This window comes from Pseudomonas sp. 13B_2.1_Bac1, from assembly GCF_025466155.1.
Classification (GTDB): Bacteria; Pseudomonadota; Gammaproteobacteria; order Pseudomonadales; family Pseudomonadaceae; genus Aquipseudomonas; species Aquipseudomonas aylmerensis.
Window position 1 is genome coordinate 1 of record NZ_JANLOH010000058.1, and the last position, 18165, is coordinate 18165.

The 18165-nt window shown below is 60.3% G+C and carries 19 protein-coding genes and 1 pseudogene; 9 read left to right on the forward strand and 11 right to left on the reverse strand.

All coding sequences use genetic code 11. From position 1 onward, the window contains the following. The 4 genes from NTD80_RS15465 to NTD80_RS15480 all read left to right on the forward strand — a co-directional run. The coding region (locus NTD80_RS15465) for an RHS repeat-associated core domain-containing protein (RefSeq protein ID WP_262134215.1) at window positions 1–577 on the forward strand (577 nt) is incomplete at its 5' end. Continuing rightward, window positions 571–1116 (forward strand): hypothetical protein, encoded by a 546-nt coding sequence (locus NTD80_RS15470; RefSeq protein ID WP_262134216.1) that lies wholly within the window; start codon window positions 571–573, stop codon window positions 1114–1116. The genes NTD80_RS15465 and NTD80_RS15470, both read left to right, overlap by 7 nt. Before the next feature lie 2 nt (window positions 1117–1118). Then, entirely contained in the window at window positions 1119–1430 is a 312-nt protein-coding gene (locus NTD80_RS15475; RefSeq protein ID WP_262134217.1) for a hypothetical protein, read from the forward strand. 323 nt (window positions 1431–1753) lie between these two features. Continuing rightward, the gene (locus NTD80_RS15480) at window positions 1754–2416 is read left to right on the forward strand and encodes a hypothetical protein (RefSeq protein WP_262134218.1); all 663 of its coding nucleotides are present in this window, start codon (window positions 1754–1756) and stop codon (window positions 2414–2416) included. A 113-nt stretch (window positions 2417–2529) separates the two neighbouring features. Here the strand turns inward: NTD80_RS15480 and NTD80_RS15485 are convergent, their stop codons facing one another. The 3 genes from NTD80_RS15485 to NTD80_RS15495 form a co-directional block, all read right to left on the reverse strand. Beyond that, window positions 2530–2805, reverse strand: coding sequence for an HU family DNA-binding protein (locus NTD80_RS15485; RefSeq protein ID WP_003213368.1), 276 nt, complete (start codon window positions 2803–2805; stop codon window positions 2530–2532). Between the two features lie 191 nt (window positions 2806–2996). Next, window positions 2997–4145 carry an NAD(P)/FAD-dependent oxidoreductase gene (locus NTD80_RS15490; protein WP_262134219.1) on the reverse strand — a complete coding sequence of 383 codons (1149 nt, stop codon included), beginning with the start codon at window positions 4143–4145 and terminating at the stop codon, window positions 2997–2999. A gap of 37 nt (window positions 4146–4182) precedes the next feature. Beyond that, window positions 4183–4350 carry a rubredoxin gene (locus tag NTD80_RS15495; protein WP_015886569.1) on the reverse strand — a complete coding sequence of 56 codons (168 nt, stop codon included), beginning with the start codon at window positions 4348–4350 and terminating at the stop codon, window positions 4183–4185. Window positions 4351–4545: 195 nt separating this feature from the next. On the opposite strand from NTD80_RS15495, the gene NTD80_RS15500 reads away from it, so the two are divergent. Both NTD80_RS15500 and ubiA read left to right on the forward strand, forming a co-directional pair. Next, the gene (locus tag NTD80_RS15500; RefSeq protein ID WP_106802274.1) at window positions 4546–5109 is read left to right on the forward strand and encodes a chorismate--pyruvate lyase family protein; all 564 of its coding nucleotides are present in this window, start codon (window positions 4546–4548) and stop codon (window positions 5107–5109) included. Next, complete coding sequence (gene ubiA / locus NTD80_RS15505; protein ID WP_262134220.1) at window positions 5109–5999, forward strand: 4-hydroxybenzoate octaprenyltransferase; 891 nt, start codon at window positions 5109–5111, stop codon at window positions 5997–5999. Before NTD80_RS15500 ends, ubiA begins: the two co-directional genes overlap by 1 nt. 189 nt (window positions 6000–6188) lie before the next feature. Here the strand turns inward: ubiA and NTD80_RS15510 are convergent, their stop codons facing one another. After that, a complete protein-coding gene (locus NTD80_RS15510) occupies window positions 6189–6566 on the reverse strand; it encodes a hypothetical protein (RefSeq protein WP_065902547.1) in 378 nt (125 codons plus the stop codon). Window positions 6567–6720: 154 nt separating this feature from the next. Here NTD80_RS15510 and phoB point away from each other — a divergent pair, with 154 nt between their 5' ends. The 3 genes from phoB to NTD80_RS15525 all read left to right on the forward strand — a co-directional run bounded on the left by phoB (window position 6721) and on the right by NTD80_RS15525 (window position 10443). Then, complete coding sequence (gene phoB / locus NTD80_RS15515) at window positions 6721–7410, forward strand: phosphate regulon transcriptional regulator PhoB (RefSeq protein WP_003176964.1); 690 nt, start codon at window positions 6721–6723, stop codon at window positions 7408–7410. Window positions 7411–7546: 136 nt separating this feature from the next. After that, window positions 7547–8833, forward strand: coding sequence for a phosphate regulon sensor histidine kinase PhoR (phoR, locus tag NTD80_RS15520; RefSeq protein ID WP_207200938.1), 1287 nt, complete (start codon window positions 7547–7549; stop codon window positions 8831–8833). Between the two features lie 269 nt (window positions 8834–9102). Then, the gene (locus NTD80_RS15525) at window positions 9103–10443 is read left to right on the forward strand and encodes a hemolysin family protein (RefSeq protein ID WP_010207573.1); all 1341 of its coding nucleotides are present in this window, start codon (window positions 9103–9105) and stop codon (window positions 10441–10443) included. Window positions 10444–10474: 31 nt separating this feature from the next. Here NTD80_RS15525 and NTD80_RS15530 read toward each other — a convergent pair whose 3' ends face one another. The 7 genes and pseudogenes from NTD80_RS15530 to NTD80_RS15560 all read right to left on the reverse strand — a co-directional run bounded on the left by NTD80_RS15530 (window position 10475) and on the right by NTD80_RS15560 (window position 18032). Continuing rightward, window positions 10475–11146, reverse strand: coding sequence for a M23 family metallopeptidase (locus tag NTD80_RS15530; RefSeq protein WP_262134221.1), 672 nt, complete (start codon window positions 11144–11146; stop codon window positions 10475–10477). A gap of 33 nt (window positions 11147–11179) precedes the next feature. Then, window positions 11180–11347: pseudogene (locus NTD80_RS15535) on the reverse strand (XRE family transcriptional regulator); the annotation flags it as partial. 84 nt (window positions 11348–11431) lie between these two features. Beyond that, window positions 11432–12340: a response regulator gene (locus tag NTD80_RS15540; protein WP_262134222.1), complete on the reverse strand. Its 909-nt coding sequence runs from the start codon at window positions 12338–12340 to the stop codon at window positions 11432–11434. Between the two features lie 168 nt (window positions 12341–12508). Next, entirely contained in the window at window positions 12509–13270 is a 762-nt protein-coding gene (gene phoU, locus NTD80_RS15545) for a phosphate signaling complex protein PhoU (RefSeq protein WP_025856390.1), read from the reverse strand. A 115-nt stretch (window positions 13271–13385) separates the two neighbouring features. After that, window positions 13386–14219: a phosphate ABC transporter ATP-binding protein PstB gene (gene pstB, locus NTD80_RS15550; protein WP_065902553.1), complete on the reverse strand. Its 834-nt coding sequence runs from the start codon at window positions 14217–14219 to the stop codon at window positions 13386–13388. Window positions 14220–14312: 93 nt separating this feature from the next. Continuing rightward, entirely contained in the window at window positions 14313–15983 is a 1671-nt protein-coding gene (gene pstA, locus NTD80_RS15555; RefSeq protein ID WP_065902554.1) for a phosphate ABC transporter permease PstA, read from the reverse strand. 15 nt (window positions 15984–15998) lie between these two features. Next, window positions 15999–18032, reverse strand: a complete 2034-nt coding sequence (locus NTD80_RS15560) for an ABC transporter permease subunit (protein ID WP_177343931.1) — start codon at window positions 18030–18032, stop codon at window positions 15999–16001. Window positions 18033–18165: the final 133 nt, after the last annotated feature.

Sequence of the window (18165 nt, forward strand, 5' to 3'; positions counted from 1 at the left end):
GTTTATCGAGGAGCAGAATTTACGGTTCCAGGGGCAGTATCTGGATCGGGAGATTGGGCTGCACTACAACACGTTTCGGTTTTATGATCCGGATGTGGGGCGGTTTACGACGCCGGATCCGATTGGGTTGTTGGGTGGATTCAATCTGTACCAGTACGCGCCAAACCCCATCGGCTGGATTGACCCTTGGGGCTGGGCAGGTAACCCGGCCAATGCCACTCATATCACCTATGTCGGCGTGAAGGATGGCAAGCCTTATGTGGGCTATGCCAGCAAGCCTGGCCTCGGACACTCCTCGCAAGCTGTGTTGGACTACCGCTATCCTAACAAGCAAATTTTTGACGTTGAGCCAAAGGCGGTATTCAAAGGAGATGGGCAAAAAGGAAAAGACATTGCAAGGGGCCTAGAGCAAAGGATCTATGAGGACAAATTGAAAGAGGGCGCTGTCGCGAACAAACAAAGGCCCGTTGGCCCAAATAACAAAAGACGGGATATTTATCTCGCGGCTGCTGACAAACACAGAGGTGTTAAGCCTCAAAACCCAACTCGAAAACTTAAAGGCCCTGGAAGATGCTGAAGAAAATCACATGGCAAGAAGGAAAGGTTCTCAGTTTGAAACTGAGAGATGACCTGTACACGCTTGTTCAGATGCGCGAAAACTACTACCTGCAGTTTTTTGATTTGACGCGCACTCAGGATATTTGGGAAGGCATAGACCTAGAAACAGTCGATACGCTATTTTTTATTTTCACGTCTACGAAGGCTTTAAAGGGCTTGGCCATCAGCGAACCGTCATTGGACAACATCTCCATAGATGGGCATTCTCCCGAGAAAAAGATGTTGAGCGCTATTATTGGCGGTAATTATGGCGCAGATCTTATCGAGCTGACTGACTCTTTCGAAACACTTGACGCAATCACACTAAAAAGCAATTTAACCGTGCCCGACGATCTAGATACAATTTACAAATATGAATTATCAGGCATGATCGGCGATCCGGAAAAACTGCGAAATCGCTTGATTAAATATTTTGAGGACGGGATAAACTGGGATAAATCCAAGGAATTTTTATTCAAAGGCATTTCTCCTCCCTCCGCAAAAATTAGAAACCAGTAGCCATGAAAAGAAAAGAGCTAGCGCACTTCCAAACACAAGGCGGCGTCTCTTTAGATGGCGAAGAAAATCTTATTAACAATGTAACTCCAATAATCGAGAAACTAGTTAAGCACTTACTTGCTCTGCCCGAAAAAGCATCTAAGCCAACTATCTTAAATCTTTTTAAAAAATGCATACTGAGCATTAACAACTTTCACGATGAGATTGAAACCGTAGAGCGCGAGTCCATACTTGAGATTATTTATACCTTAGGGGAAATTGTGGGCGTTGACCCGGCATCGGAGTTCGCAGAGGAATGGAGAGGTGATTGGTAAAGGATCTACATCGTCAAAAATGACTGGGACAAAAGAGGCGATTCAGATTCAGTCACCAGCTCTTGAGCGTTCCGACTTTGCCGTAACGAACGAAGACTTGGGAGCGCCTGACTCAGCTAATTGGTCCGTGCTGGTTGGAAGCAGCTTAATGTTTCCTGCACCAGCGATCTAACCCGGCTTAGTATGATCCAGGAACCGATAGGACTATCGGGCGGGCTGAATCTCTACTACAGCTCACCGAACTCTATTGGTTGGATCGCTCCACTGGTCTGGGAAACCTACAGACTGTCCAAAGTCGACAAAGAGAAAAAGGATTACGGCTTATGGCTATCAATCAAATCGTGCTCTCAGAGGAGGACCATGACCTTGGACAAATAGGTGGCGGAGCTTGGCTTACAAGCCTCGACCTATGGCCTAAAGCGCCTCAAACCGGTCAGTTCATGCTGCCTGTGATAACGATGACCTCTACTTTTTTACGTGTACCATTTTTACCTCCAGGGATGGCGCTGACCGTTTTTGTTTGCGTTGAGCGAAATGATGACACCTGCACACGGCCATCGGCACGCAAATTGGCTGTCCATCAACAAACGGAGATGGAAAAACTTCAACTTGGCCATAGCTGCGTTCTGCTTCATACGCTTGCGTCTTCTGAACTCAAACCCGCGATGTTGGTTGATCCAATCCCACGAACCTATATTGCCCAGCAACCACTGACACCCGACCAAATGCAAGAAGAGCTGGAAGACTTGGACAGTGGCGCGGGGATCAGCAAAGTTCTAGGACGACCCGCTTGGTTGCAAGACCCGTTATATGAAAGCCCTCGCTACTATTTTTTGGCACAGCTAACCGAAACCGACATCACAAAAATAAGCCCTGGCCACGAAGGGTTATTCGGTGGGGGTATCGGCTATATTTTTGCTGATAATCGGGCGAAGAAGATGAAAGAAGGAGATCTGGGTGGCTATTTCCTGACTCAGTTCACTTGAGACGAGCAAGTCACTAAAAAAGCTTAATAACACCCCACAAAAAATGGGCACCCGACCCAGTCGGCGTGCCCATCTTTTTTACCGCCCCGCCTCCCTACGAGACGGTATCGCTATTACGGGTTGACGCTGTCTTTGAGCGACTTGCCCGGCTTGAACGCAACGGTGTTGCTCGCCTTGATCTTCACCGGCTCACCGGTTTGCGGGTTCTTGCCGGTGCGGGCGCCGCGGTGGCGTTGCAGGAAGGTGCCGAAGCCAACCAGGGTGACGCTGTCCTTGCGATGCAGCGCGCCGGTGATTTCTTCGAGTACGGCGTTGAGTACGCGGTTGGCCTGTTCTTTGGTCAGGTCTGCTTTTTCTGCAATAGCGGCTGCGAGTTCTGGTTTACGCATAAGTGAAGCCTCTTTGACGGTTTTTTGTTGTTATGTCCGTGCTGCTCTCTTCTGGAGCAGCGCCCAAGGCGCCGCAGGCTCTACTCTGCGGCAGACGGGAGTGAGGATGGCATGCCCTCGCACGCTCCGCCAGTCTCGCGGCGACCTTTCTGGGCACAAAAACGTGCTTATTCCGACAGAACGACCGGTATTTACGCCAGCAAAGGCGGAAGCTCTTTGTTGAGGGCCAGTTTGTCCATCACGGCGCTGCCGGTCAGGGCATAACCCAGCAGGCGGCCACTGGCGTCGCGGCACAAGGCCTTGATGTCGGCCCCCTGCCCTTCAACGTTCCACACGCCTTCGGTGCCGCGTGGCGGTGGCGACACCACCAGCGGGCAGACCGGCGTCTTGACGGTGACCGGCATCGGGCCGTAGCTGACCGCCGTGGCGTTGCCGGCCAAGGTCTGGGCCAGGGCACGGGCGCAGCTCATCAGCGGCATCACGTACAGCAGGTTGAGACCGTCGACTTCGGCGCAGTCGCCCAAGGCGTAGATATTGGCGTGGGAGGTCTTGAGGTGGCGGTCGACCATGATCCCGCGATTGATCTGCAAGCCGGCAGCCGCCGCCAGGTCGACGCGCGGGCGCAGGCCGATGGCCGAGACCACCAGGTCGCAGTGGATCACTTCACCGTCGGACAGGTGCGCTTCCAGGCCGTCCGCGCTGCGCTGCAGGCGATTGAGCACCGGGCCGAGATGGAAGCGTGCGCCCAGGCTCTCGAGCCCGGCCTGCACGGCCGCGGCTGCCGCCGGGTGCAGCAGGGTCGGCATGACTTGCTCGCACGGCGCCACCAGGTCGATTTCATAGCCGCCAAGGATCAGGTCGTTGGCGAATTCGCAGCCGATCAACCCGGCGCCAAGCAGCAGCACGCGGCGCTTGCCGGCAGCGGCAGCTCGAAAGCGCGCGTAGTCCTCGAGGTCGTTGATCGGGAACACCAGCTCGCCCGCATCGCCTTCGACCGGCACGCGCACGGTTTCGGCGCCCCAGGCCAGGATCAGGTCGCGATAGGCCACGGCTTCCTCGCCGATCCACAGGCGCTTGTGGCCGGGGTCGATGCCGCTGACGCGGGTGTGAGTGCGCACCTCGGCCTTGAGTTGCTCGGCCATGGCACCCGGTTCGGCCATGCTCAGGCCATCGGCTTCCTTGTTCTTGCCAAAGCCGGTGGAGAGCATGGGCTTGGAGTAGGAGCGGCCGTCATCCGCAGTGATCAGCAGCAACGGGGTCTCGCTGTCGAGCTTGCGAAACTCCCGGGCCACGTTGTAACCGGCCAATCCTGTGCCGATGATCACGACAGGTGCGTTCATTCCTTTCTCCTTGTAGTACGTTTCTTAAATGTTCAGATCAGCCGATTTCGATCATTTCGAAATCCATCTTGCCCACGCCGCAGTCCGGGCACAGCCAATCTTCCGGGACGTCTTCCCAACGGGTGCCAGGCAGAATTCCGTCATCCGGCCAGCCGTCTTTCTCGTCATAGATCAGGCCGCAGACTACACATTGCCACTTCTTCATTACTTGCTTCCTCAGGGTCCAGGCATCTTGGCCGACGGTCGATAGACCAACGTTGCCGTGCGGCTCAGGGCGTTTTGTACTGATCGGGGCCGGCAGATGCAAGCATGATCGACGCAAACGGCGGGTTCCGCCCGGCAAAAGCTCAGGATGCCATGGTAAGCTCGCCGCCTCTTTTGCTGCCAATACTGACTCACTGTGCCGCACTCAACTGCCCTTCCCGATGCTTGCCAATGGCTGACCCAGAGCCTTCTGGTCCCAGCGCCTGCACCCTTGACCCTCGATTGGCTGTTCGACGAAGGCTCGCTCACGCGCCGGCTGACGTGGCTGTCCGACGACGGCTTCAGCGTGACGCCGCTGTTCGAAGGCTGGCAGCCGCTGCGCGACGATGAATGTGCCGCATTGGGCCTGGCCCCGGCCACGATCGGCTGGGTACGCGAAGTGTATTTGCGCGGGCACGGCCAGCCGTGGGTGTTCGCCCGCAGCGTCGCGGCCCGCAGTGCACTGCAGGGCGACGGGCTGCACATGGACGAACTCGGCAGCCGTTCGCTGGGCGAACTGTTGTTCTGCGACCATGCGTTCACCCGCCAGGCCATCGAAGTATGCCGCTACCCTCGCCCATGGCTGCCCACCGCGGACCAGGTCGACGGGCTGTGGGCACGCCGCTCGCGCTTTGATCGCGGGCCGCTGAGCGTGTTGGTGGCGGAAATCTTCCTGCCGAGCTTCTGGCAGGCGCTGCATGATCATCCGGAGAACTGCTGATGTACCAACGTCTGCTCAAGTCCCTGAACCGCCTGAACCCCAGGGCCTGGGATTTCATTCAGTTGACGCGCATGGACAAGCCCATCGGCATCTACCTGCTGCTGTGGCCGACGCTGTGGGCGCTGTGGATCGCCGGCAAGGGCTCGCCGTCCTTGGGCAATATCGTGATTTTCGTGCTGGGCGTGGTGCTGACCCGGGCCGGCGGCTGCGTGATCAATGACTGGGCCGACCGCAAGGTCGACGGCCATGTGAAGCGCACCGAGCAACGCCCGCTGGTCAGCGGCAAGATCAGCTCGAAAGAGGCGCTGGTGTTTTTCGCGGTGCTGATGGGCATCAGTTTCCTGCTGGTACTGCTGACCAACGCCACCACCATCCTGCTGTCCCTGGGCGGCCTGGCCTTGGCGGCGAGCTACCCGTTCATGAAGCGCTACACCTATTACCCGCAGGTGGTGCTGGGCGCGGCGTTTTCGTGGGGCATGCCGATGGCGTTCACCGCCGAGACCGGCCACCTGCCGGCCACGGCGTGGCTGCTGTATATCGCCAACCTGCTGTGGACGGTGGGTTACGACACCTATTACGCAATGACGGACCGTGACGACGACTTGAAGATCGGCGTGAAATCCACCGCCATTCTGTTTGGCGATGCGGACCGCGTGATCATCCTGTCCCTGCAGGGCCTGGCACTGGTGTGCCTGTTGCTCGCCGGCGCAAGGTTTGAGCTGGGTGGCTGGTTCCACTTGGGATTGTTGGCGGCAGCGGGCTGTTTTGCCTGGGAGTTCTGGTACACCCGCGACAGGGACCGCCTCAAATGCTTCAAGGCGTTCTTGCACAACCACTGGGCCGGGTTGGCGATATTTGTCGGGATTGTGGCGGATTACGCATTGCGGTGAGCCTGGCTGCCAGGGCAATAGGGCTTGATGTGGCGAGCGGGCTTGCCCCGCGTTGGGGCGCGAAGCGGCCCCAAAACCTGGCGACGCGTTATTCCTGAAATACCGCAGTAGTTTCTACAGGGGCTGCTGCGCAGCCCAACGCGGGGCAAGCCCGCTCACCACAACAGGCCCCCCCGCGACAGGATTACCTTACGGCTTGATGATGTGCCACGCACCGCCCTTGCCATCACCGGTCTTGTCACCAGCCTTTTTGTCATCCTTGTAGGTGTACACCGGCTTGCCTTTGTAGGCCCATTGGCTGGTCTGATCGTCACGGGTGATGACCGTCCAATCACCGGTCGACTTGTCGGTGGAATCCGCCTTCAGCGGCGGCCAGTTGGTCGCGCATTGATCCTTGCACACGGATTTGCCGTCGGCATCCTTGTCGAAGGTGTAGAGGGTCAAGCCCTTGTGGTCGACAAGCATCCCGTCTTTAGTCATCGCCGGCTCCGCCGCGAATGCCAGGGTCGGCAGCGTCAACGCCGCCGTGACCAGCAGGGCTTTCCAGGAAATTGTGCTGTAAGTCATCGGAACCTTCCTTTTTTGGTTGTAAGGATTCGGACCCAAAGCGTAGTCCAGAGAGGCGCGAATTGCCCAAGCGACTAAATTACTGTCACACGACTGCAATAATTCCGTTATCTAATGCGGCGCAAGACAGTTAAATGACAAGAGGATTTTAGGCATGGTTGGCAGGAGCATTCTGATCGTTGACGACGAAGCGCCCATTCGCGAGATGATCGCCGTTGCGTTGGAAATGGCCGGCTATGACTGCCTGGAGGCGGAGAACTCCCAGCAGGCCCATGCCATTATCGTCGACCGCAAGCCGGACCTGATCCTGCTGGACTGGATGCTGCCCGGCACCTCCGGTATCGAATTGGCCCGCCGCCTCAAGCGCGATGAGCTGACCGGGGACATCCCGATCATCATGCTCACGGCCAAGGGCGAGGAGGACAACAAGATCCAGGGCCTGGAAGTCGGCGCCGACGACTACATCACCAAGCCGTTTTCCCCCCGCGAACTGGTCGCTCGCCTCAAAGCCGTACTGCGGCGCGCCGGCCCTACCGATGGTGAAGCGCCAATCGAAGTCGGCGGCCTGCTGCTGGACCCGATCAGCCACCGCGTGACCATCGACGGCAAGCCAGCCGAGATGGGCCCGACTGAATACCGCCTGCTGCAATTCTTCATGACCCACCAGGAGCGTGCCTACACCCGTGGCCAGTTGCTCGACCAGGTGTGGGGCGGCAACGTGTATGTCGAAGAGCGCACTGTGGACGTGCATATCCGCCGCCTGCGCAAAGCCTTGGGCGATGCCTACGAGAATCTGGTACAAACCGTGCGCGGCACCGGTTATCGGTTTTCCACCAAGGGTTGAAAGCAGCTGCAAGCTCTCAGCTACAAGCGGCAAGTAGAAGCTGATCTGCTCTGACTTGAAGCTTGCAGCTTGAAACTTTTCACTGTCCGAAGGACCGATTGTGAACCAAAACTGGCATGGCACCCTGATCCGCCACATGCTTTTGCTGATCACCGGCTGCCTGTTGGTGGGCCTGGTGAGTGGTTATTACGGCTGGAGCCTGGCAGTCGGCATTGCCTTGTACCTGGGCTGGACCCTCAAGCAATTGCTGCGCCTGCATGAATGGCTGCGCCAGCACAAACCCGACGAAGCGCCACCCGACGGCTACGGCTTGTGGGGCGAGGTGTTCGACAGCATCTACCACCTGCAACGCCGCGACCAACGGGTGCGCGGACGCCTGCAAGCGGTGATCGACCGGGTGCAGGAGTCCACCGCCGCGCTCAAAGACGCGGTGATCATGCTCGACAGCGACGGCAACCTGGAATGGTGGAACCGCGCCGCCGAAACCCTGCTGGGCCTCAAGACGCCCCAGGACAGCGGCCAGCCGGTGACCAACCTGGTGCGTCACCCGCGCTTCAAGGAGTACTTCGAGCAGGAGAACTACGAAGAAGCCCTGGAAATCCCCTCGCCCACCAATGACCGCGTACGCATCCAGCTGTACCTGACGCGCTACGGCAACAACGAGCACTTGATGCTGGTGCGCGACGTGACGCGTATCCACCAGTTGGAACAGATGCGCAAAGACTTCGTCGCCAACGTCTCCCACGAACTGCGCACGCCCTTGACGGTGATCTGCGGGTACCTGGAGACGCTGCTGGACAATGTCGACGAGATCAACCCGCGCTGGAGCCGCGCCCTGCAGCAGATGCAGCAGCAGGGTTCACGCATGCAGACGCTGCTCAACGACCTGCTGTTGCTGGCCAAGCTCGAAGCCACCGACTACCCCTCGGATAACCATCCGGTGGCCGTGCAGAGCCTGTTGCAGACCATCAAGAATGACGCCCAGGCGCTCTCCGGCCAACGCGGGCAGCAGATCACCCTGGAAGCCGATCCGGCCGTGCTGCTCAAGGGCAGCGAAGGCGAGTTGCGCAGCGCGTTTTCCAACCTGGTGTTCAACGCCGTGAAGTACACCCAGGACAAGGGCAATATCCGCATCCGCTGGTGGGCCGACGAGCACGGCGCGCACTTGAGCGTGCAGGACTCCGGCATCGGCATCGACGCCAAGCACCTGCCGCGCCTGACCGAACGTTTCTACCGCGTCGACTCTAGCCGCAACTCCAACACCGGCGGCACCGGGCTTGGCCTGGCGATCGTCAAGCACGTACTGCTGCGCCACCGCGCGCGCCTGGAAATCAGCAGCGTGCTGGGCCATGGCAGCACGTTCACCTGCCATTTTCCGCCGGCGCAGGTAACCCGTTCGCGGGGGGTTGGAACAGATGAGTAACTTGAAAACGACACAGCCCTAAATGTGGGAGCGGGCTTGCTCGCGAATGCGGTCGGCCAGCTACACATGGGTTGACTAACCCACTGCATTCGCGAGCAAGCCCGCTCCCACGTTGGATTTGTGTTGTTGTGTAGAGGGCATTCCAAGTCCCGCCGGGCAGTGGGCACTAGGCAAGCGCCCCGTCAGCCGCTACATTGGCCGACTTGCGCCTGTCTTTCAGGCCCACCTGCCACCCCTAATTGAACACACGGAACCTGCAAAACCCCATCATGGACCCTTCCCCTGGCATCACCCTCGCTACACTCTTCGCCGACTTCGGCATGATTCTTTTTGCACTGATCCTGGTACTGCTCAACGGTTTCTTCGTTGCGGCGGAGTTTGCCATGGTCAAACTGCGCGCCACCCGGGTCGAGGCCATCGCCCACAAGAACGGCTGGCGCGGGCAGATCCTGCGCACCGTGCACAGCCAGCTCGACGCCTACCTGTCGGCCTGCCAGCTGGGTATCACCCTCGCCTCCCTGGGCCTGGGCTGGGTCGGTGAGCCGGCCTTTGCACACATCCTCGAGCCGCTGCTGGGCGCCGTAGGCGTCGAGTCGCCGGAAGTGATCAAGGGCGTGTCGTTCTTTGCCGCCTTCTTCGTGATTTCCTACCTGCACATTGTGGTCGGTGAGCTGGCGCCCAAGTCCTGGGCGATTCGCAAGCCCGAGCTGCTGTCGCTGTGGACGGCAGTGCCGCTGTACCTGTTCTACTGGGCCATGTACCCGGCGATCTACCTGCTCAACGCCAGCGCCAACGCCATCCTGCGCATCGCCGGCCAAGGCGAGCCCGGCCCGCATCACGAACACCATTACAGCCGCGAAGAACTCAAGCTGATCCTGCACTCCAGCCGTGGCCAGGACCCGAGCGACCAAGGCATGCGCGTGCTGGCCTCGGCCGTGGAAATGGGCGAACTGGAAGTGGTCGACTGGGCCAACTCCCGGGAAGACCTGGTCACCCTGGACTTCAACGCGCCGTTGAAGGAAATCCTCGCACTGTTCCGCCGCCACAAATTCAGCCGCTACCCGGTGTATGACGCGGTGCGCAACGAGTTCGTGGGCCTGCTGCACATCAAGGACCTGCTGCTCGAGCTGGCCGCCCTGGACCACATTCCCGAATCGTTCAACCTGGCCGAGTTGACTCGTCCGCTGGAGCGTGTGTCGCGGCACATGCCGCTGTCGCAACTGCTGGAGCAGTTCCGCAAAGGCGGCGCGCACTTCGCCCTGGTCGAAGAAGCCGATGGCAAGATCATCGGCTACCTGACCATGGAGGACGTGCTTGAAGTGCTGGTCGGCGATATCCAGGACGAACACCGCAAGGCCGAGCGCGGCATCCTCGCCTACCAGCCCGGCAAACTGCTGGTGCGTGGCGACACGCCGTTGTTCAAGGTGGAGCGCCTGCTGGGTGTCGACCTCGACCACATCGAAGCCGAAACCCTCGCCGGGCTGATCTACGACACCCTCAAGCGGGTGCCGGAAGAGGAAGAAGTGCTGGAGGTCGAAGGCCTGCGGATCATCATCAAGAAGATGAAAGGGCCGAAGATCGTCTTGGCCAAAGTCCTGCTGCTGGACTGAGCCACCCCAAACCCCTGTAGGAGCCCGGCTCCTACAGTCCCGCGGCGAAGTTGGGCAATGTACCGACGGGCTGGTTGAACTCATACGGGATCGACACCAGCCCGGCCTCGGTGCTCTGCTGCACCACGAAGTGCAGATGCGGGCCGCTGCTGTTGCCGGTATTGCCCGACAGCGCCAGCAGGCTTCCCACCGCGACACGCTGCCCCACCCGCACGCTGACCGACCCTTGCTTGAGGTGCAGGTACACGCCCTGGGTGCCGTCATCGTGCTGCACGCGCACGAAATTGCCGGACGCATCGTTACCGCGCCCGATCTGGTTGTTCTCGGTCTTCACTACCGTACCGCTGCGCGCCGCAATGATTGGCGTGCCTTCGGGCATGGCGATGTCCATGGCGTAGCGGCTCTTGGCGTCGGTGTGGCTGAAGCTGCCGTTGGGGCCTTGGGTCAGGCGGAACGGACCGCCACGCCAGGGCAAGGGGTAGCGGTAGGCTGGTCGTGGGTAAACTGCGCGTGGCCTTTGCAACAGCGGCCTTCGCACAGGCTCGACCCTGCGTTCCTGAATCACGAACGCCTGGGACCCCGGGGTATGTCGATCGCTGAAAAACACCGCGCCATTGGCATCGGTGGATTGATAGAGGGTCATGGCCAGGGTCGAGGTGGCGACCGTGGCCAGCATGCAGAACAGCAATAGGCGAAGGAGCATGACGCGAACCTGCCAGGATGACTGAACGGCAGGCTAGCAAGGCTTGATGACAGCTTTAGGCGGCAGTCCGTTGAAACCGATATCCACGTTTATCCGGGCCGCCGCCGACAAATTGACCCGCGCATCCAGAGACAGTTTGTCGATCTTGCCAGTGAGGACGTGGTTAAGACGGGGCTGGCTGATCCAGAGTCTTAGTGCAGCCTGCAAGAGCTCCAACTGAAAACCGGCTGTCCGTCGGGCATCGAGCGCGAATCAGACAACCGGTCGACTCCGGTATTCAGGGGGTCACGCGCCCGGCACGAAGTGCTTCTGCGCAGTGCCGCGGGCGATCAGGCGGGAGATGTAATCGAGCTTCTGCGCGTCCTGGTCGATAAACCGGAAGGTCAGTTGCAGCCAGTCGCTATCAGGCTTGGGTTCGAAGGCGACGACGGCGTGCAGGTAGCCATTGAGGCGGGCGATTTCAGCGTTATCGCCTTGCTCAAGGTCGAGCACGGCACTTTCCAATACCTGCGGCAGCACTTCACCGCGACGCACCACCAGCAGCGCTTCCTTGATGCTCAGCGCCTTGATCACACATTGCTGGTTGCCACTGGACAGGCGCAATTGGCCCTGGCCACGACCACCCGCCGGCGAGGCGGCAGGCGCTTGCACCGGTGGGCTGTTGAGCAGGCCTTTGCTGGGCGCCGGGGCAGCCGCTGCAACCGGGGCCGCGCGCACGGCTTCGGGCTTGCCGCCGGTCAGGGCGCTGAGGGAGTCGTTGCCAAAGGCCGAGTTCATCTTGGTCGGCGCACTGGCGATCAGTGCGTCGAGACGCCCGATCTTGTGCAGGGACTGCTTGACCTTGTTCAGCAACTGCTCGTTGGTGAACGGTTTGCTGACATAGCCGGAAACCCCGGCCTGGATGGCCTGGACCACGTTTTCCTTGTCGCCACGGCTGGTCACCATCACGAACGGCATGGCCTTGAGGTGCGCTTGCTCGCGGCACCAGGTCAGTAGCTCAAGCCCGGACATCTCGGGCATTTCCCAGTCGCACAGCACCAGGTCGAAGGTCTCGCGCATCAGGATGGCCTGGGCCTTTTTGCCGTTCACCGCATCTTCGATCTTGATCCCGGGGAAGTAGTTGCGCAGGCACTTCTTCACCAGGTCGCGAATAAACGAGGCGTCATCCACCACCAATACACTGACTTTACTCATCGACCCTATTTCCTATAAAAACCGCGGCACGCAGAACGCCTGACTGATGGCATTTTGCCAAAACTCTGTAGTCACGGCGGGACTTTCTTTGACCCGACGCGCAAAAAATCCAGCTGCCACAAACAAAAACGCCCGGCCAAGGGCCGGGCGTTAATTTCTCGGGCAACCTTACTTATCGTCAGTTTCGCCCGGAACATTAGGGATTAGATCGGCTGACCCTTCAACTTCAGCCTTCATGCGCTTGAGGCCCATGTGCCGCACATCGGTCCCGCGAACCAGGTAAATCACCAGCTCGGAGATATTGCGCGCGTGGTCGCCGATGCGCTCCAGCGAACGCAGGACCCAGATGATGCTCAACACCCGCGAGATAGAGCGCGGGTCTTCCATCATGTAGGTGGCCAGCTCGCGCAGCGCGGTCTTGTATTCGCGGTCGATGATCTTGTCGTACTGGGCCACCGACAACGCCAGCTCGGCGTCGAAGCGGGCGAATGCGTCGAGGGCATCGCGCACCATGTTGCGCACCTGGTCGCCAATGTGGCGCACTTCCACGTAACCGCGTGGCGCTTCGCCTTCTTCGCACAGCTGGATAGCGCGACGGGCGATCTTGGTGGCTTCGTCGCCGATGCGCTCCAGGTCGATCACCGACTTGGAAATGCTGATGATCAAACGCAGGTCAGACGCCGCAGGTTGGCGACGGGCCAGAATGCGCAGGCATTCTTCGTCGATGTTGCGTTCCATCTGGTTGATCTGGTCGTCGATCTCGCGCACTTGCTGGGCCAGGCCCGAGTCAGCCTCGATCAGCGCGGTGACTGCGTCGTTGACTTGCTTCTCCACCAGCCCGCCCATCGCCAGGAGGTGGCTGCGCACTTCCTCAAGCTCGGCGTTGAACTGCGCGGAGATGTGGTGGGTAAGGCCTTCTTTGCTAATCATGCGTTTGCTCCGCAAAAGCTGTAAGCCGCAAGCTACAAGCTGCAAGCTGATGTGTGTCGTTCCATTGAGCTGCTTTTACTTGCCGCTTGAAACCTGCGGCTCGCAACTGCCGCTACTAGCCATAACGACCGGTAATGTAGTCTTCGGTCTGCTTCTTCGCCGGATTGGTGAACAGCGTATCGGTGTCGCCGAATTCCACCAGCTTGCCCATGTACATGAACGCGGTGTAGTCGGAAACGCGCGCCGCCTGTTGCATGTTGTGGGTCACGATGACGATGGTGAACTTGGACTTGAGCTCGTAGATCAGCTCTTCGACTTTCAGCGTCGAAATCGGGTCGAGTGCCGAGCACGGTTCGTCGAGCAGCAGCACTTCCGGCTCCACCGCGATGGTACGGGCGATCACCAGGCGCTGCTGCTGACCACCGGACAAGCCGAGTGCCGAGTCGTGCAGGCGGTCCTTGACCTCGTCCCACAACGCCGCGCCCTTGAGGGCCCACTCAACCGCTTCGTCGAGGATGCGCTTCTTGTTGATGCCCTGGATGCGCAGGCCGTAGACCACGTTTTCGTAGATGGTCTTGGGGAACGGGTTGGGCTTCTGGAACACCATGCCCACCCGGCGACGCAGCTCGGCGACGTCTTCGCCCTTGCGGTAGATGTTGGTGCCGTAGAGGTTGATGGCGCCGTCCACGCGGCAACCGTCGACCAGGTCGTTCATGCGGTTGAAGGTGCGCAGCAACGTCGACTTGCCGCAGCCCGAGGGGCCGATGAAGGCCGTCACGCGCTGCTTGGGGATGTTCATGCTGACGTCGAACAGCGCCTGCTTTTCACCGTAGTACAGGCTCAGGCCCGGCACTTCAATGGCCACGGTCTCCTGGGCCAGGTTCAGGCCCTGCTTGTCGCGACCCAGGGCAGACATGTTGATGCCGTGGGAATGGGTGTCGTGTTGCATGGTCTCACTCCGTTCGTAGCTGCCAGCTTCTAGCTGCAAGCTGCAAGATTTGGGCAAAAGCGGCTCGTAGCTTGCCGCTTGTGGCTAATAGCTTTAGCTGTCCAACGCTTTGTATTTTTCGCGCAGGTGGTTGCGAATCCACACCGCCGACAAGTTGAGCGTGGCAATCACCAGCACCAGCAGCAAGGCGGTGGCGTACACCAGCGGCCGCGCGGCTTCGACGTTGGGGCTCTGGAAGCCGACGTCATAAATATGGAAGCCCAAGTGCATGATCTTCTGGTCCAGGTGCAGGTAGGGGTAGTTGCCATCCAGCGGCAGCGACGGCGCCAGTTTCACCACGCCCACCAGCATCAGCGGCGCCACTTCACCGGCGGCACGGGCCACGGCGAGGATCATGCCGGTCATCATCGCCGGGCTGGCCATCGGCAGTACGATCTTCCACAGCGTTTCCGCCTTGGTCGCGCCGAGTGCCAGGGACCCTTCGCGCACGGTGCGAGGAATCCGCGCCAGGCCTTCTTCGGTGGCCACGATCACCACCGGCACCGCCAGCAGCGCCAGGGTCAGCGAGGCCCACAGCAGGCCCGGTGTACCGAAGGTCGGGGCCGGCAGGGCTTCGGCGAAGAACAGGCGGTCAACCGAGCCACCCAGTACATACACGAAGAAACCCAGGCCGAACACGCCGTAGACGATGGCCGGCACGCCGGCCAGGTTGTTCACGGCGATCCGGATAACGCGGGTCAGGGTGTTCTGCTTGGCGTATTCACGCAGGTACACGGCTGCCAGCACGCCGAACGGGGTAACGATCATCGCCATGATCAGGGTCATCATCACGGTGCCGAAGATAGCCGGGAAAATCCCGCCCTCGGTGTTGGCTTCCCGTGGGTCATCGCTGAGGAATTCCCAGACCTTGCTGAAGTAGAAGCCGATCTTGGTCAGTGTGCCCATGGCGTTCGGCTGGTAGGCGTGAACGACTTTGCCGATGCCGATTTCGACTTCCTTGCCGTTCGCATCACGCGCCGTCAGGGCATCGCGATTGAACTGGGCGTGCAGGTCGGCCAGGCGTGCTTCGATGTCCTGGTAACGGGCATTCAGCTCGGCGCGACCGGAGTCCATGTCGGCCTGGGCGGCGGCGTCGAGCTTGCCTTCCAGTTCCAGTTTGCGGCCATGCAGGCGGATGCGTTCAAGCCCGGCGTTGATCGCGCCGATGTCAGATTTTTCGAGTGTCTTGAGCTGGGCAGCGAGCTTGTTGACGCGGTCGACCCGCGCCTGCAGCTCCGGCCAAGCGGCGTCGCCTTCGGCGATGACCTTGCCATCCTGCTTGACGTTGACCAGGGTGCCGTAGAAGTTGCCCCACTCACGACGCTCGATGGTCATCAAGTTCGCCGGCGTGGTCTGGTCCTTGAGCCACTCGCCGACAATCCAGGTGAAGTCATTGCCGTTCAGGTCGCGGTTGCCGACCTTGATCAGCTCGCGGGTCATGAATTCCGGACCCGCATCCGGCACCGGCAGGCCCGCGCTTTTCAGGCGCTCGCGCGGCACTTCTTCTTTCTGCACCACTTCGCCGATGACGATATGGTTGGCCTGGCCCGGCACGTCGTAGTTGGCCTGGATCAGGTCGGCCGGCCAGAAGTGGCCCAAGCCACGCACTGCAATCACGGCCAGCAAACCAATGGTCATGATGACCGCGATGGACACTGCGCCACCGCTGATCCAGACGCCGGGGGCGCCGCTCTTGAACCATCCATTCAGGGAGTTCTGTTTCACAGACTTCTACCTTTCTTAAAGCGACGAGTATTTCTTGCGCAGACGCTGACGAATCAGCTCGGCGAGGGTGTTCATGACGAACGTGAACAACAGCAGCACCAGCGCCGAGAGGAACAGCACGCGGTAGTGACTGCCGCCGACTTCCGACTCGGGCATCTCCACCGCGACGTTGGCCGCGAGTGTGCGCAGGCCTTCGAACAGGTTCATCTCCATCACCGGCGTGTTACCGGTGGCCATCAGCACGATCATGGTCTCGCCGACGGCGCGGCCCATGCCGATCATCAGGGCCGAGAAGATGCCCGGGCTGGCGGTCAGGATCACCACGCGGGTCATGGTCTGCCACGGCGTGGCACCCAGGGCCAGCGAGCCCAGGGTCAGGCCGCGTGGCACGCTGAACACGGCGTCTTCGGCGATCGAGTAGATGTTCGGGATCACCGCAAAGCCCATGGCCAGGCCGACCACCAAGGCGTTGCGCTGGTCGTAGGTGATGCCCAGGTCGTGGGAGATCCACATGCGCATGTCGCCGCCGAAGAACCAGGTCTCCAGGTACGGGCTCATGTACAGCGAGAGCCAGCCCACAAACAGGATCACCGGGATCAGGATCGCGCTTTCCCAGCCGTCCGGCACCCGCAGGCGCAGCGACTCAGGCAGGCGGCTGAAGACAAAACCGGCCACCAGGATGCCAATCGGCAGCAGCATCAGCAGGCTGAAAATCCCCGGCAGGTGGCCTTCCACATACGGCGCCAGGAACAGGCCGGCGAAGAAGCCGAGGATCACCGTCGGCATCGCTTCCATCAGCTCGATCACCGGCTTGACCTTGCGGCGCAGGCTCGGGGCCATGAAGTAGGCGGTGTAGATCGCGGCGGCAACCGCCAGTGGCGCGGCCAGGAGCATCGCGTAGAACGCCGCCTTCAGGGTGCCGAAGGTCAGCGGCGCAAGGCTCATCTTGGGTTCGAAATCGGTGTTGGCGGCGGTCGATTGCCAGACGTATTTAGGCTCGTCGTAGTTTTCGTACCAGACCTTGCTCCACAACGCGCTCCAGGACACTTCCGGGTGCGGGTTGTCCAGCACCAGCGGCTGCAACTTGCCGCCGGCTTCGACGATCACGCGGTTGGCACGTGGCGACATGCCGAACACGCCCTGGCCGTCGACCACCGGGTCGACCAGCAAGGTGCGGTGCGCGGTGCTGTGGAACACGCCGAATTTTCCGGACGCATCCAGGGCGGTGAAGCCTTTGCGACGTTGTTCGGCGGTAATCTCGACGATAGGCGCCGTGCCCATCTGGAACGTGCGGATCTGCTTGAAGCGCTGCTCGCCATCCGGGTCACGGGCCATGAACCACTGAGCCAGGCCGCCCTTGGAGTTACCGATGATCAGCGAGATGCCGCCCACCAACTGGGTGCTGGCGGTAATTTCGGCAGTGCCATCTTCCGACAATTTGTAGCGCCCGTTGAGGCTGTTGTCGCGCAGGCTGAAGACATCCGCAAGCGCGCGACCGTTGATCACGTACAGCCACTGCTGGCGCGGATCGATGAAAATCGCCTTCACCGGCTCGGTCATCTGCGGCAGCTCGATGCGCTTCTGCTCGCTGGTGACTTCGCCAGTCATCATGTTTTCTTCACGGCTCAGGGTCAGCACGTTCAAGTGCGAACCGGCGGAGCCTGCAACGACCAGGGAGGAGTCGGTGGCGTTGAGGGCCACATGCTCCAGCGCGCGACCGGCGTCGTCCAGCACGATCGGGTTTTCGCCGTAAGGGTATTCAATCGCCGGGGTGATGGTTTTCTTGCCGTCCGGGTAGGACACCTTATAAGTGTGGCGGAACACCAGGGACTGGCCATTGGACAAACCGAGGATCACCAGCGGGCTGCCGGGCTGGTCTTCACCGATGGAGGCAACACGGGTGCCGGCGGGCAGTGGCAGGTCGACACGCTTGAGCTCGGCACCGGTCTCGACGTTGAAGAACAGCGCCTGGCCCTTGTCGGAAACCCGCATGGCGACTTGGTTCTGTTCTTCCAGGGAGATCATCAGCGGCTTGCCGGCGTCCTGGATCCAGGCCGGGGTCAGGGCGTCTTCCTTGGTCAGCGAGGCGCCCTGGAACAGTGGCGCGACGACATAGGCCAGAAAGAAGAAGATCAGGGTAATGGCGCCGAGGACGGCGAGGCCGCCTACCAGCACGTACCAA

Coding starts and splice junctions, on each gene's coding strand:
- NTD80_RS15470 (WP_262134216.1), top strand. CDS start 571: ATGCTGAAGAAAATCACATGGCAAGAAGGAAAGGTTCTCAGTTTGAAA.
- NTD80_RS15475 (WP_262134217.1), top strand. CDS start 1,119: ATGAAAAGAAAAGAGCTAGCGCACTTCCAAACACAAGGCGGCGTCTCT.
- NTD80_RS15480 (WP_262134218.1), top strand. CDS start 1,754: ATGGCTATCAATCAAATCGTGCTCTCAGAGGAGGACCATGACCTTGGA.
- NTD80_RS15485 (WP_003213368.1), bottom strand. CDS start 2,805: ATGCGTAAACCAGAACTCGCAGCCGCTATTGCAGAAAAAGCAGACCTG.
- NTD80_RS15490 (WP_262134219.1), bottom strand. CDS start 4,145: ATGAACGCACCTGTCGTGATCATCGGCACAGGATTGGCCGGTTACAAC.
- NTD80_RS15495 (WP_015886569.1), bottom strand. CDS start 4,350: ATGAAGAAGTGGCAATGTGTAGTCTGCGGCCTGATCTATGACGAGAAA.
- ubiA (WP_262134220.1), top strand. CDS start 5,109: ATGTACCAACGTCTGCTCAAGTCCCTGAACCGCCTGAACCCCAGGGCC.
- NTD80_RS15510 (WP_065902547.1), bottom strand. CDS start 6,566: ATGACTTACAGCACAATTTCCTGGAAAGCCCTGCTGGTCACGGCGGCG.
- phoB (WP_003176964.1), top strand. CDS start 6,721: ATGGTTGGCAGGAGCATTCTGATCGTTGACGACGAAGCGCCCATTCGC.
- phoR (WP_207200938.1), top strand. CDS start 7,547: ATGCTTTTGCTGATCACCGGCTGCCTGTTGGTGGGCCTGGTGAGTGGT.
- NTD80_RS15525 (WP_010207573.1), top strand. CDS start 9,103: ATGGACCCTTCCCCTGGCATCACCCTCGCTACACTCTTCGCCGACTTC.
- NTD80_RS15530 (WP_262134221.1), bottom strand. CDS start 11,146: ATGCTCCTTCGCCTATTGCTGTTCTGCATGCTGGCCACGGTCGCCACC.
- NTD80_RS15540 (WP_262134222.1), bottom strand. CDS start 12,340: ATGAGTAAAGTCAGTGTATTGGTGGTGGATGACGCCTCGTTTATTCGC.
- phoU (WP_025856390.1), bottom strand. CDS start 13,270: ATGATTAGCAAAGAAGGCCTTACCCACCACATCTCCGCGCAGTTCAAC.
- pstB (WP_065902553.1), bottom strand. CDS start 14,219: ATGCAACACGACACCCATTCCCACGGCATCAACATGTCTGCCCTGGGT.